General features: G+C 55.1%; 15 protein-coding genes. All 15 read right to left on the reverse strand.

Annotated elements, in window-relative coordinates; genetic code table 11:
- Nucleotides 1-86: 86 nt before the first annotated feature.
- The 15 genes from DOQ08_RS10450 to DOQ08_RS10520 all read right to left on the reverse strand — a co-directional run bounded on the left by DOQ08_RS10450 (nucleotide 87) and on the right by DOQ08_RS10520 (nucleotide 13,950).
- A complete protein-coding gene (locus tag DOQ08_RS10450; RefSeq protein WP_114334874.1) occupies nucleotides 87-1,439 on the reverse strand; it encodes a phosphohexomutase domain-containing protein in 1,353 nt (450 codons plus the stop codon).
- Between the two features lie 9 nt (nucleotides 1,440-1,448).
- Entirely contained in the window at nucleotides 1,449-1,925 is a 477-nt protein-coding gene (gene bfr / locus DOQ08_RS10455) for a bacterioferritin (protein WP_114334875.1), read from the reverse strand.
- 151 nt (nucleotides 1,926-2,076) lie between these two features.
- The gene (locus DOQ08_RS10460) at nucleotides 2,077-2,283 is read right to left on the reverse strand and encodes a bacterioferritin-associated ferredoxin (protein ID WP_114334876.1); all 207 of its coding nucleotides are present in this window, start codon (nucleotides 2,281-2,283) and stop codon (nucleotides 2,077-2,079) included.
- 99 nt (nucleotides 2,284-2,382) lie between these two features.
- Nucleotides 2,383-3,675, reverse strand: a complete 1,293-nt coding sequence (pepQ, locus tag DOQ08_RS10465) for a Xaa-Pro dipeptidase (RefSeq protein ID WP_114334877.1) — start codon at nucleotides 3,673-3,675, stop codon at nucleotides 2,383-2,385.
- A gap of 70 nt (nucleotides 3,676-3,745) precedes the next feature.
- Nucleotides 3,746-4,756 carry an ABC transporter ATP-binding protein gene (locus DOQ08_RS10470; protein ID WP_114334878.1) on the reverse strand — a complete coding sequence of 337 codons (1,011 nt, stop codon included), beginning with the start codon at nucleotides 4,754-4,756 and terminating at the stop codon, nucleotides 3,746-3,748.
- Nucleotides 4,753-5,751, reverse strand: coding sequence for an ABC transporter ATP-binding protein (locus DOQ08_RS10475; RefSeq protein ID WP_114334879.1), 999 nt, complete (start codon nucleotides 5,749-5,751; stop codon nucleotides 4,753-4,755). The genes DOQ08_RS10470 and DOQ08_RS10475 overlap by 4 nt, the downstream gene beginning before the upstream one ends.
- 4 nt (nucleotides 5,752-5,755) lie before the next feature.
- Nucleotides 5,756-6,688, reverse strand: a complete 933-nt coding sequence (locus tag DOQ08_RS10480; RefSeq protein ID WP_114334880.1) for an ABC transporter permease — start codon at nucleotides 6,686-6,688, stop codon at nucleotides 5,756-5,758.
- Nucleotides 6,685-7,734: an ABC transporter permease gene (locus DOQ08_RS10485; protein ID WP_114334881.1), complete on the reverse strand. Its 1,050-nt coding sequence runs from the start codon at nucleotides 7,732-7,734 to the stop codon at nucleotides 6,685-6,687. The genes DOQ08_RS10480 and DOQ08_RS10485 overlap by 4 nt, the downstream gene beginning before the upstream one ends.
- Nucleotides 7,735-7,814: 80 nt before the next feature.
- Nucleotides 7,815-9,377, reverse strand: a complete 1,563-nt coding sequence (locus DOQ08_RS10490) for an ABC transporter substrate-binding protein (RefSeq protein WP_114334882.1) — start codon at nucleotides 9,375-9,377, stop codon at nucleotides 7,815-7,817.
- A 165-nt stretch (nucleotides 9,378-9,542) separates the two neighbouring features.
- The gene (locus DOQ08_RS10495; protein ID WP_114334883.1) at nucleotides 9,543-9,974 is read right to left on the reverse strand and encodes a hypothetical protein; all 432 of its coding nucleotides are present in this window, start codon (nucleotides 9,972-9,974) and stop codon (nucleotides 9,543-9,545) included.
- 30 nt (nucleotides 9,975-10,004) lie between these two features.
- A complete protein-coding gene (locus tag DOQ08_RS10500; RefSeq protein ID WP_114334884.1) occupies nucleotides 10,005-11,732 on the reverse strand; it encodes a putative bifunctional diguanylate cyclase/phosphodiesterase in 1,728 nt (575 codons plus the stop codon).
- 98 nt (nucleotides 11,733-11,830) lie between these two features.
- The gene (locus tag DOQ08_RS16085; RefSeq protein WP_264756361.1) at nucleotides 11,831-12,067 is read right to left on the reverse strand and encodes a sensor histidine kinase; all 237 of its coding nucleotides are present in this window, start codon (nucleotides 12,065-12,067) and stop codon (nucleotides 11,831-11,833) included.
- A gap of 35 nt (nucleotides 12,068-12,102) precedes the next feature.
- Nucleotides 12,103-12,789, reverse strand: coding sequence for a phytochrome family protein (locus DOQ08_RS10510; RefSeq protein ID WP_114334886.1), 687 nt, complete (start codon nucleotides 12,787-12,789; stop codon nucleotides 12,103-12,105).
- Between the two features lie 92 nt (nucleotides 12,790-12,881).
- Nucleotides 12,882-13,592 (reverse strand): LrgB family protein, encoded by a 711-nt coding sequence (locus tag DOQ08_RS10515; protein ID WP_114334887.1) that lies wholly within the window; start codon nucleotides 13,590-13,592, stop codon nucleotides 12,882-12,884.
- Nucleotides 13,585-13,950: a CidA/LrgA family protein gene (locus DOQ08_RS10520; protein WP_114334888.1), complete on the reverse strand. Its 366-nt coding sequence runs from the start codon at nucleotides 13,948-13,950 to the stop codon at nucleotides 13,585-13,587. The genes DOQ08_RS10515 and DOQ08_RS10520 overlap by 8 nt, the downstream gene beginning before the upstream one ends.
- Nucleotides 13,951-13,982: the final 32 nt, after the last annotated feature.

Consider the following 13,982-nt stretch of genomic DNA (forward strand, 5'->3'; position numbering starts at 1 on the left):
CTCTGAAACGGAAAACGTGGTTTCCCTGATAGTTTCAGAGGGGTGCCCCGCACCTTGTTCCCGATCTTTGTGCTGAACGCCTTTCGTTACGCGTTCAGCCTTTCCATTTCTTCTAGCAGTTCTTTGGTTTTCTCTTCCATCAGGGCGATATCCGCTCGGGATTCTACGTTCAGGCGAACCACCGGTTCGGTGTTCGACATACGCAGGTTGAAGCGCCAGTTGTCGAACTCGATGCTCAAACCGTCAACAAAGCTGATGTTTTTCGCGCCGAAGGAGTATTTCTCTTCGATGGCGGCGATGACTTTCGCCGGGTCGTTGATGGTGCGATTGATTTCGCCGCTGGCCGGGTAGGCTTCGATTCTGGCGTCGATGAGGGACGACAGGGTTTGGCCGGATTGGCACAGGCGTTCGGCGATCAGTAGCCACGGGATCATGCCGCTGTCGCAGTAGGCGAAGTCGCGGAAGTAGTGGTGGGCGCTCATTTCGCCGCCGTATACAGCGTCTTCGTCGCGCATTCTTTGTTTGATGAAGGCGTGGCCGGTTTTGCTTTCGATGGCTTTGCCGCCCGCAGCTTCTACCAGATCCTGGGTGTTCCAGACCAGTCTTGGGTCGTGGATGACGCTGCCGGGGCCGGTTTTTCTCAGGAACTGGTCTGCCAGCAGGCCGACGATGTAGTAGCCTTCGATGAAACGGCCGTTTTCGTCGAAGAAGAAGCAGCGGTCGTAGTCGCCGTCCCAGGCAATGCCCATGGCGGCGCCGTGCTCTTTAACGGCGTCGGCGGTGGCCGCGCGGTTTTCTTCGAGGATGGGGTTGGGCACGCCATTCGGGAAGTTTCCGTCGGGCTGGTGATGCACTTTGATGAATTCGAACGGCAGGTGCTTTTCGAGTTCATCAATGACCAATCCGGCACCGCCGTTGCCGGCGTTTACCACGATTTTCATCGGCTTCAGGGCAGCCGCGTCGATGTAACCCAGCAGGTGGTCAATGTAGGCGCTGGTGACTTCCAGTGTTTCGTATTTGCCTTGTACCGGGGCATCGGCAAACGGCTCTTTTACCCGATCACGAATCTCGTTCAGGCCGTTGTCCGAGCTGATGGGCCGGGATTCCGGGCCGACCATTTTCATGCCGTTGTGATGCTTGGGGTTGTGGCTGGCGGTGACCATGATGCCGCCGTCTGCACGGTAATGGCTGGTCGCGAAGTACACGTACTCGGTGCCGCACAAGCCGATGTCGAGTACGTCGGCACCGGCCGCCATCAAGCCAGAGTTCAGGGCTTCGGCGATTTCCGGACTGGACAAGCGGATGTCGTAGCCGACGATGACCTTTTTCGCACCGGTGATTTCGACGTACGCCCGGCCGATTTTCTCGGCCAGGATGGGGTTCAGTTGGTCCGGCACGCTGCCGCGCAGGTCATAGGCTTTAAAACAAGACAAATCCATTGTAAGTAATTACTCCGCTGCGGATGACTGAAGCTGAATGTAGTTCTGGATGCCCATCTGTTTGATCATTTCGAGCTGAGTTTCCAGCCAGTCGATGTGTTCTTCTTCACTGTCTAGAATGCTGCGGAACAGCTGTCGGGTGGTGTAATCGTTCACCTGCTCGCAGTAGGCAATCGCTTCTTTCAGATCCACATGAGCCATGTGTTCGATTTTCAGATCGCATTCGATCATTTCCTGCACATGCTCACCAATAAGAAGCTTGTTCAGGTCTTGCAGGTTGGGCAGGCCTTCGAGAAACAGGATACGCTCAATCAGCTGATCGGCGTGCTTCATTTCATCGATGGATTCTTCGTATTCTTTGGCGGCGAGTTTGGTGATGCCCCAGTCTTTGTACATGCGTGAATGCAGGAAATACTGGTTGATGGCCGTCAGTTCGTTGGCGAGTACCTTGTTCAGGTACTGGATGACTTTCTTATCACCTTTCATTGCAGCTCTCCTTGATCTCCGTGGCCGTTTCAAACTGAAAACGATGGCCAGCGGCTGGTTCGGGTCCTGCGAATTCATACTGAACTCGCGTTTCACCAGACAAGGATAGCGTGTTATTGCAGTTTTCTAAATCGGAGAGGGGAAAAACCCGTCAGGCGGGGGTCGCCAGCATGTTGGCCATCGCCAGATAGTCTGAAGAACGAGCCTCTTTCAATATGCTGCGGGCCATGCTGGCGCAACGGCCGCACTGGGTACCGACACCCAGTTCTTTGCCTAACTGGCGAACGGAAGAAGCGCCATTTTCGGCAGCTTCACGAATGTCTCTGTCTGTTACGCCGTGGCAAAGGCATACGTACATACGAGGATCTCACTAACGATAACAATGTTAGTGATAATTATTGTCATTCACATCCCCGATTGCAACCCCGGTTGCGTTATTTTTGTGCAACCTGCGGGATTAGGATTCTGCTTCGCGGGTCAGGTTGCGATTTCCTGCCTCTGTCACCACCACGTTGTCTTCAATTCGGATGCCCCCGCAGCCTTGCAGTACTTCCAACCTTTCGCGATTCAGGTGTTGCCCAAGAGGCCCGCCCAGTATCGGTTCGAGCAAGGAGGGTATGAAATACAACCCCGGCTCGATGGTCACCACCATGCCCGGCTCCAGCGTGCGAGTCAGACGCAGGAAAGGTGCATCGGCAGGTGGCGGTACGAGTTTACCGGCAACATCGTGTACCTGAGCACCGAGAAAATGACCAATGCCGTGAGGGAAAAACGCACGGGTAATGCCCTCCTCCACCATTTCTTCATCGCTCAGCCCGGTAACCAGGCCCGCCGCATTCAGAAGAGCCGCAATCCCCTGATGGGTCCGGCGATGAATATCCACATACTCCACCCCTGGGGCCACCATGTCGCACAAACGGAACTGCAATTGCTCAAGCCCGTGCACCAAGGCGGCAAACCGCCCCTCCTCTACCCCGGCTGTGGTGCGGGTAATATCCGAGCAATAGCCTCGATAACGTACACCGGCATCGATCAGCAGACTGCGTGACTTTAGCGGCGTTGCGGTGTCGTAGTACTGATAATGCAGCGTGCCGGCGTGTTCGTTGATGCCGATGATGCTGTGGTACGGCGCATCAGCCTCACGCTGTCGGGTTGCCTGCTGGTAGGCCAGATTAATATCAAACTCACTGGCGCCCGCCAAAAAGGCATCGCGTGCCGCGCGATGGCCGGCCACTGCCAACACGTTGGCCTTGGCAAGGCAGGCTATTTCATAGGGGGTTTTGTGCACCCGGGTTTCGTCCAGCGCTGCGCACAGAGCCTCCGGGTTATGAGTGCCGGGCAAGCCGGAAAGCAGGTTTGGGTCGCCGATAACCGCCAGCTTGCTTACACCCTCAACCTCAGGAGCGGCGCGATGGTCGCGGTAGGTCAGTTCGATGTCTTCATGCCAGGGCTCCGGCGTGAGCTCCAGAGTCGCATGCCAAAAGTCCACCGGTTGATACAACGACAACAACGGTTTGTGCCCGGGCCGGATCAACAGCCACGCATGTTCAAACCCGGCCAGGCCGGTCCAATGCAGAAACGGGCCATAGCCCTGAAACGCCCAGCCCTGATCGTCACCGTATTGCAAAGGCGACGCTCCGGAGCTGATCAGCAATCCATCATACCCGTGTTCCGCCAGCGAGGCCTGGTATCGGGCTTGAAGCGTTTTGATGTGATCGCGCTGAAGCATCAGCAAATCGGTGTCCGGCATGTCGGGTTCCTGTTCAGTAAATAGGGTTGAAGAAAGCCTCCCTGCTGTCTTCCTGGATTGCCCTAGCTCGTTACAGCCGCCCTTCTTCCACACCGTGGCAGGCAACCTGCACATTGGCGTCGGTGGCAATCAGCTTTGGTACTTCGGTACGACAGCGCTCGTTGGCGTGCGGGCAACGACCGTGGAAAACGCACCCTGACGGCAAGTTCACCGGCGTAGGCACTTCTCCCTGCAAGCGAATGTAATTAGGCCGTTCATCTTCCAATCGGGGAATCGCTGACAGCAGTGCCTGTGTGTACGGGTGCCGAGGGGTTGCGAACAAGGATTTAGTATCCGCCAACTCACACACCCGGCCCAGATACATCACCGCCACCCGGGTACCAAAGTGCTCTACCACCGCCAAGTCGTGAGTGATGAACAGGTAGGTCAGGTTGCGGGTTTCCTGCGCTTCCATCATCAGGTTGAGCACCTGCGCCTGAATGGACACATCCAGCGCCGAAATGGGCTCATCGGCCACAATGAACTCCGGGTCGACAGCAAGCGCGCGGGCAATGGCGATACGCTGGCGCTGACCGCCGGAGAATTCGTGACCGAACCGGCTACCCCAATCCGGATCAATCCCGACCGACTGCATGACTTCCTGAACTTTGGCGCGCACGTCACTCTGGGACAGATCCGGCTGGTGAAAGCGAACCGGTTCTTCCAGAGTTTGCTGAATAGTCATGCGCGGGTTCAACGACGCATAGGGGTTCTGGAAGATCATTTGCATTTTGCGGCGATACGGCAGTGCATCACGCCCCTTCAGGTTATCAATGCGCTTGCCGTCGTAATGGATCTCGCCAGCGGTGGGAGATAACAGCCCCATCACGGTGCGGGCCACCGTCGATTTGCCGCAACCGGATTCACCCACGACACACAGGGCCTCGCCTTTCTGCACCTGCAGGTCTACCCCATTGATGGCGTGAACCGCCTCCTGTTTGCGCTGGAAGCGACCGTCTTTGAAAGTGATTTGCTCGAGCAGACTGCCGGACAGATCGAACTGTTTTTCCAGGCCGCGAATTTCAACCAAGGGGGAGGTCATGAGCGCTCCTCCTGCATGTGTTTCTCCTGTTCCATCCGTTTGCTGACTTCGAAACACGCCACATCCACATTTCCCGCATGTACATAGTCCGGCATAGCCTGCCGACACTGATCGGTCGCATAGTCGCAACGGGGGTGGAACGGGCAACCCGTGGGCACGTTTTTCAGCGACGGCATAGAGCCGGGAATCTGAAACAGCCTTGCACCCGGTTCGCCCATTTGCGGCAAGGCGCTGATCAGACCAACCGTGTATGGGTGCTGAGCGTTGTCGATTATGTCCCGAGTCGGCCCCTGTTCAATGATACGGCCGGAGTACATCACCAGCATCCGCTGGGTCACCTGAGACACCACGCCAAGATCGTGGGTAATCAGCATCAGCGCGACGTTTTCCTGCTCACACAGGTTAAGCAGCAAATCCATGATTTCGGCCTGAATGGTGACATCCAGAGCGGTGGTTGGCTCATCGGCGATGATCACTTCCGGGTCCAGCAACAGGGCGATCGCAATGATCACCCGCTGGCGCATGCCGCCAGACAACTCATGGGGGTATTGATCCAGCCGTTTCTCCGGCGACGGAATCTGCACTTTCTGAAGTCGATCCAAGGCAATGGCGCGGGCTTCTTTTTTGCTGATTTTCCGGTGCGCCAGAATGGCCTCAACCATCTGGGTGCCAATGGTCAGCACCGGATTCAGGGTCATCATCGGATCCTGAAAAATCATCGCAATGCGATTGCCCCGAATTTTGCGCAATTCTCGCTCGCTCATGGCAGCGAGGTCTTTGCCTTCAAACAGGATTTGGCCACCGGCAATGTAGCCCGGCTTGGCGATCAGATTCAGGATGGAGAATGCCGCCACCGATTTGCCGGCCCCGGACTCCCCGACTAAGCCAAGGCGCTCGCCCTTATCCAGGCTGAAACTGATGCCGCGCAAGGCCGTGAGATCACCACCACGCACCGCAAAACGTACATCCAGATTTTTCACTTCCAACAGTGCCATGGCGTTACCCCTTATACAGCCGTGGGTTCATCACATCCCGCAACCAGTCACCCAACAGATTGATGACCAGCACGAGCACCACCAGCACTAACCCCGGGATCAAAGTAATCCACCAGGAGCCGCTCTGAATGAAATCAAAACCGGATTTGATCAAGGAACCCAATGACGGCTGGGTTTCCGGCATACCCAAACCCAGAAACGACAGCGCCGCTTCGGAAATAATGGCGTTAGCGATTTGCACCGTGCCAATGACAAAAATCGGCGACAACGTATTAGGCAGGATATGGCGGAACATAATGCGAGGCGTACCGAAACCCATCACCTTGGCCGCATCGACATACTCTTTCTTTTTCTCCGCCAGCACCGAGGCTCGCACGGTACGGGCAATCTGTGGCCACTCGGCCACACCGATGATGAAGATCAGCATGTAGATGGCAATTTCCCCGAACATCAGGTTGCCGAAGCTGGCTTTGAAAACCGCGCCCACAATGATGGCGACCATCAGGGTGGAGAAAGACAGCTGCACATCGGCAATACGCATCAGGACTGCGTCTACTTTGCCGCCCAGGTAGCCGGCCATCAGACCGAACAGAACGCCGAGAATCGATTGCAGCAACACGGCGCCGAAACCGATCATCAACGACACCCGGGTGCCGTACAGAATGGTGGAGAGCAAATCACGCCCCTGAGCATCGGTGCCCAGCGGGAACGCAGGATCAGCCCCATCCAGCCCGGCCGGTGGCAACTCGGAATTCATGATATCGATCTGTGCCAGATCGTAGGGATCAGCGGGCGCCAGCATCGGCGCAAACACCGCCGCCAGCACCATCAGCAACAAGACAACAAAACTGAGAATGGCCACTTTGTCGCGCTTGAAGCTGTACCAGAAAAAGGACTCGCGGAAGCGGTCCCAGCGGGAAACCGTTGCCGTTGTCATGCTTTCTTACCTGCCAGTTTGACGGTGGGGTTGACCAGTCCGTAGATCAAATCCACCAGTGTGTTGGTAATCACAAAGATCAGACCTACCACCATCAGGTAAGCCACAATCAGCGGGATGTCACTGCGAGTAATGGCTTCCAGGAACATTAGCCCTAATCCGGGCCACTGGAACACCGTCTCGGTCAGAATCGTGTAGGCCACCATGATGCCAATTTGCACACCTCCCACGGTAATGACCGGCAGCATGGTGTTTTTCAAGGCATGGAGGAAGTTAATGCGGCCGGCACTCAAGCCTTTGGCGCGGGCAAAACGGATGTAGTCGCTCTGCAACACCTCCATCATTTCCGCGCGGATCAAGCGGATAAACAAAGGCAACATGATCGAGGCCAGCGAGATGCACGGCAGCAGCAGGTGCGCCAAGCCTTCGCGGGTAAACAATCCAGAATGCCAGGTGCCAAACAAGTGAACGAGATCATCACCACGGCCGTAAGACGGCAATCCGCCTTCGGTGGTGAGGAATTCGTTCATCCACTGCCCCCAACCGGTGTCGCCCGGAAACCAGTTCACGGTGACACCGATGGAAAACAATTGGATCAAGACAATGGCCGTGAGGAACACCGGTATGGAGATACCCACGGTGCTCACGCCCATAAAAAATTTAGACAGCCATGCTTGTGGACGGATGGCCGAATAGACGCCAATCGGAACCGATAAAAAGATAATGATTAAACTGGCACCGATCACCAGCTCGAGGGTGGCGGGCAGATGCTCCCCGATCACTTCCAGCGCCGGCTTGCTGTAAAAATAGGAGTTGCCGAGATCGCCCTGAATGGCGTTACCGGCGAATCGAAAATACTGAACGAGGAAGGGATCGTTCAATCCCAACTCTTCTCGAATGGCTTCCCGTTCCTCTTCTGAAACGGACATGCCCACCATTTCCTGAAGCGGGTCCCCAAGGCCATCCTGTATGGCAAAGGCGATCACACTGATTACAAACATAACCAGCAACGCCTGGGATATCCGCTGAACTAAAAAAGCTAGCATGAAGGTTTTACCGTTGGTGAGTACTAATTTACCCCTCTCCCTTTGCGGGAGAGGGGTTTGAAGGCAGGAACTAGTGCCTGTTATTCAACGACAAGATCACCCAGATACGGGAAGTTCATCACGTTGAGTACAGGTGCGATGTTGACGCCTTTTTTGGCGGCCCATGCCAGATCCTGCCAGTGCAAGGGTACAAAAGCGGCGTCATCGTACAAGCGCTGCTCAACTTCTTGCAACATGGCTGCACGCTTGTCGAGGTCGGTCTCAACGTTGGCTTTCTGCACCAGCGCATCGATTTCCGGGTTGCAGTAGTTGCCTGCATTGTACTGGCCAGAGCCAGAGTCAGAATCCGGGCAGAAGGTCAGGAACTCGAAGAAGTTCGCAGAATCCTCGGTATCGGCATGCCAGCCGATCAGCATCATGTCCGCGGCGCGGTTATCATACTCCGGCCAGTACTGAGCTTTCGGCAAGGTTTTCAGATCCACTTTGATGTTGATCCGCGCCAACATCGCCGCAGCCGCCTGCGCGATTTTGTCATCGTTCACGTAGCGGTTGTTCGGCGCCATCATGGTGATGGTGAAACCGTCTTCGTAACCCGCTTCTTTCATCAACTGCTTAGCTTTCGCCACATCAAACCGTGGTTTCAGGTTTTCATTGTGGCCCTGATAACCGGCTGGCGACATTTGGGCTGCAGGCGTGGCAAAGCCCTTCATGATCTTGGCGGCGATGCCTTCCTGGTTGATGGCATACGCAATGGCCTGACGCACCTTCGGGTTCTTGAAGGCTTCGACTCGCTCCTGGTTCATGTGGAACAGGATGATACGAGTACCGCTCATGGTCACCAGTTCGCTGTTGCGATCGCGCTTGATGCGGTCCAGATCATTCGGTGGCACCGGCGCGATGAAATCCACGCCGCCTGACAGCAGTGCCGACACGCGAGTCGCGTTTTCTTTGATCGGAGTCAGCACGATTTTGCCGACGTTACCCGGCGACTCGGTATCCCAGTAGTTATCGAAGCGTTCAAACTCAACACGCACACCCTGGCGGCGGTCGGCGACCGTGAAAGGCCCGGTACCGGAGAGATTCTCAGAGGCGAAGGAGTTGCCGTGTTTGAGGATGGCACCTTTGTCTTTGCCGTCTTCGGTTTTGCCGCTATAGAACTTGCTGTCCAGCGGGAAGATGTAGGTCGCCGTGTTCAGCAGCAGCGGGTACGGCTCTGACGTCTTCAGCTCGAAGGTGTAATCATCGATGACGTTGATGCCGCTGAACGGTTTGAAGATGGCCTTGAAGTCCTGACTTTCTTTCAGACGGTCAAAGGTGAACTTCACATCGGCCGAGGTGAACTCGTTACCTGAGTGGAACTTCACGCCTTTACGCAGGGTAAAGCGCATGGTGTTTTCATCCACACGCTCCCAGCTTTCCGCCAGACGCGGCTCGAAGCCGAGATCTTTTGTCCAACGCACGAGCGGGTCAAACGTCATATGGGACAACTGCAGAATACCGCCAGACAGTTGCTCGTGGATATCCAGAGTGACTGGATCAGAATCGTACGCCACCTTCAGTTCTTTCGTTGCCTCAGCGGACAAAGCCACTGGCGCGGAAGCCAGCGCCATCGAACCGATCAAAGCTGCCAATAATTTTTTCATCGCGTATCCCATCGCCATTATAAGAATTTTGGATGCATCGATGCTGTATATGCATTCGACGTCTAAGCTCAAAACTAGCTGGCAAAATACGTTACATCAATAGAAATTATTAGTCAGGGTTCTTTCAGAAGAAAATGGAGAGGACGCTTTCGCTGCCTTGGCAGTTCAAGGCGTTAACGCCACCTTGAACCAATAGGCCTCAATGACCCGCATAACCTCAACCAGCCCCTGAAAGCGGACTGGCACACGAATCACCGAAGCAACACCTTGTGCGTAGAGACCGGTAAGATCAAATTTGGGGGGGTCCACGAAGAAAACGATGAGTGGTACGTGCCGGAACTTTCCGGAGGCCTTCATAGTCAGGACCCACTCCTCAGCATTGGCCGTATTCTCGCTGATCAGATACATCACCAGATGGGGAAAGGACTCGGAATCCGCCTCCAGACCAGCCGCGCACGCGTCAAACTCTGCTTCGCTAGCCAACACCGTCAGGTTGTGGCCCAAGGCATTCATCCGCAGCGCTTCTTCGAGATCCTGACCTTCTTTGTGCGCGGCAATCAGCCACACGTTCAAACCAACTCTTCGTGGATACAGCATCGTCTCTCCCTATACTTGCTGCCGCTACAGTCACTGTTTCTTGCTGTCTGTTCGCCCCTGCAAGACACAATCACTGGCTTCTTCAAAACTCAAGGGCATGGATACGAGGTACCCCTGACCCAGCGAACACCCTATTTCACGAAGCGAGGACAACTGCTCCGTCGTTTCAATTCCTTCAGCAATCACTTCCATGCCTAAGGACCTCGCCATCGTCACTATAGCCGTGCAAATTTCAGATTCTTTCAGTGCAACCGAACCTTCCGACACGAAGCTTTTGTCGATCTTCACGATATCGGCGGGGAATTGCCGCAGGTAGCGCAGAGACGAGTACCCGGTTCCAAAGTCATCAATGGCTATTTTGACCCCCAGTTCGCGCAAACGAACCAGCTCGTTTGAAACACGACCATGTTCCTCAACGCCATCCAGCAAACTTTCCTCTGTGACTTCTACCTCTATCTGATCCAACGCCACCCCGTGGGCCACCGCCATAGACTCCAGGGCCTCAACGAACTTGCCCGACTTCAGCTGCAGTGGCGACACGTTGAGTGCAATCCGGCAATCCGAAACTCCGTGTTGTTTCCACTCACGCAGGTACTCGCAAACTTTGGAAACCACCCACTCACCGACGGGCACAATCAAGCCTGTTTTCTCGGCAACCGGAATGAATTCAAAGGGGGATATCATCCCGTCCGCACCGGCATGCCAGCGCAACAGGGCTTCAAAGCCGGTTAACCCCTGGTCTTCCAACCTCCACTGAGGCTGGAGAACCAGTTCAAACTGGTCGTGTTCAAGTGCATGCCTCAACCCTTTTTCGAGGTAAAGGTGCCTCTCCAGCTGGGTCTGTAAGTTCGAGGTGAAACACTTGATTTTACTGACACCCTTTCGTTTCGCCTCATAAAGCGCAATGTCCGCTTTTTGCATCAGCTTGATGGGCGTATCGCCGTTTTCTGGATACAGGGCGACACCGACACTGGCCGTTATGTTTAGTTCATGGCCTCCGACCGGAGAGGGGTGCGCGAGAGCTCGTACGATCTTCTGCGCAACGATCAAGGCATCGTCAACACTGTGCAGTTCATCAATAAGGATGGTGAATTCATCACCGCCAATCCGCGCAATGAAATCCGACTCCCGGACCACGGCCTTCAAGCGATCTGATATGAGCAACAACAGTAAGTCACCCGTCGGGTGTCCGAGCGAATCATTGATTTCCTTGAAGCGATCAAGGTCTAGGAAAAGCACGGCCAGCTTGCCACCAGAACGCTTACATCGAGCCAGCGAGCTTTCAAGAATCTCTTCAAACAGAAGCCGGTTGCCCAACCCTGTTAACGGATCTCGCTTCGCTAACCTTTGAAGCTCGAGTTCAGCCTCTTTGTGCCGGATCGCGTGGCGGACCGTCCGTTCCAGCAAAGGCAAACTGATCTCGTCCTTGGGCAAAAAATCGGCGGCCCCAAGCTCGAGTACCTCGTCATCTAATGTTGGCGAATCCGCTCCGGTCCAAACAACGATGGGCACTTCGCAATGGGCTCTTCTGGCTTCCCGCAGGATGTCACCCGCGGTGTCTCTACCCAGAAAGTAATCCACCAAAAACACGTCGCATTCAGGGGCCAACAATTCCTGACGCACTTCATCAAAGGAGCCAAAATGGCTCAGCTCGTACCGAAACCGGGTTGAACCAAGAAGCAGCTCGTCAAGAATAAGGAAGTCGGCGGGGTCATCGTCGATGATGTGCACCCGAATCGTTTTCTTGTTGCTAACCACTAGGCAGCTCCACAACTGAACACCAATAGGCGTTGAACGCTTTCACCTGGGTCACCAGCTTTTCGAAATCCACAGGCTTGGCGATGTCGGCACGGGATTCAAAGGCTGCCTCCGGACTCAGTGGCCAGCGGCAAGTCAAACCGAAACCGTGCACCCTCGCCCTCCCTGCCCTCAGCCGAGATAGTGCCTCCGTGTCGCTCGACAATCTTGCGACAAATGGCCAGCCCCATCCCGGTACCCTCGAATTCACCTCGACCATGCAAGCGTTTGAACACGTCAAATATCTGGTCTTTATAAGCAGCGTCGAACCCAATGCCATTGTCGGTGACGGTCACCTCACAACGACCCGGCAACTCACTCGGACGGGTTGTTATCTCAATAGCATCTGGGTAAACGCCATCAGTTTCCGTAGCGGTTCCCGGAGATCATGAGAGGCAATAAAGGCAAACTGTTCAAGGTCTTCGTTCGACCGCTCCAGCGCGCGGGTTTGACGCTGCTGCTGCTGCTGTTCAAGCTGTGTCCTTTGCTCGATTTCTTGCTCTAGGCGCTGCTTGGTGCGTGTCAGCTCCTCTATCTGCTCCTCCAGCTCACGTCTTGCCGTTTTAAGACTCTGCTCAGATTCGGTTCGGCGGACAATTTCCGATTCCAAACCCTGGTTGGCAGCTTGCAGCTCGGCCGGGCGAGGCAAGGCCATCGCCCTCGGAATCAGCGGCCACACTAAAGCCGCAGTGATCAAAGAGACCACGGCCGTCAATGCCTTGAGAAAACCGGACAGGTAGTACGCGCCATTCCAGATGTTATAGACCGCCATCAGGTGGGTGACGCCACAGCAAAAAATGAACAGCGCGAACAGCAGAAACATCCATTCAAACTCGATGTCTTTGCGTTTATGAAGCAGCACGTACAAAGCGAGGGGAATCGTAAAATAGGCGGCAGCGATGAGCGTATCGGAAATAGCATGAAGAGCTAACAGGTCAGACCGCCAGAGATAGCAGTGCCCATGCCCCATGAACGTCATATCCAGCCATTCCGGCAGGATGGATGCAGGATCAGCCATGACAATGGCTCCTCAGTCGGCACTGACGTTAAGCCGCGCTCAACATCGTTTAGTTGTTTTTGCTTAACAATAGCACCGACCAATATATCGAGCTAGCCTAAGCTCCAGATCAACGGCAGGATCAACGCGGTAAAAACACCGGTCAGGCCCATCCCCAAAGACGCGAACGCCCCCGCCATAGGACTGATCTCGAACGCTCTTGCGGTGCCAATGGCATGACCATTCAAGCCAAGCGCGAAACCAATAATCCGGTCGTCCTTGATCTTCAGCCACCTCGCCATCCAATCCACGAACAACGACGCCAGCACACCGGTAATCAGCAAAGCGCCCAGCGTGAGTGATACTGAGCCTCCAACTTGCTCCGCAATCCCCATAGCGATAGGAGCGGTTACGGATTTCGGTGCCAGCGACGCCAGAACCAGCGGAGTCGCCCCCATCAACCAGGCAATACCGAGCGCATACACAGCCGCGAGGGTTGCCGCGAGCGGCAACGTCATCACAATGGGTTTCCAAAGCGCGCGAATGTGATGCATTTGCTGGTACAGCGGGACACCCAGGGCTACGGTTGTCGGGCCCAGCAATACAGTCAGCCAGGCGGCCCCGTTGTAATATCGATCAAACCCCAGGCCGGAAATCGCCACCACCACAGCCAATAACACCGCGGCGATCAGAACCGGAGGCATCCACAAGGGTTTTCGGAAACGGGAAAACAGCCATTGCGCCGCGATGAAAGCGCCCAACGTTAACGCGACGGACAGCATCGGCCCGGCTGTCAAAACCGTTAATGCATTAGTCTCAGTCATGATCACCACCGTCTTCTGCCGTGCCTGCAGCTTTCTTCATTAACACCAGCGTGGTGAACACACTAAGTAGCGTTCCCACAACCAACGCCACTACAACCGTGGTCCAGTAACCGGTGAATTGATCAACGATAAAAAATACACCTACCACGCCCGGCGTAATCAAAAGCACCAACACCGAGATCAGGCCCCGGCTGGCTTCAGCCAATTCATCACTGACCTTACCCCTGAGCATTAGCGTGAAGGTCACCATGATCATGCCGAGCACTCCACCGCTAACCGGTAACCCAGCCATCACACGCAGCGCTTCCCCAAGCAGAAAGAACACCACCAAAACCAGAAAACCACGCAACATCACCATACTGCTATGCACTGCCTCTTCTAATTTGCTTT

Source organism: Marinobacter litoralis, from assembly GCF_003336705.1.
GTDB lineage: Bacteria > Pseudomonadota > Gammaproteobacteria > Pseudomonadales > Oleiphilaceae > Marinobacter > Marinobacter litoralis.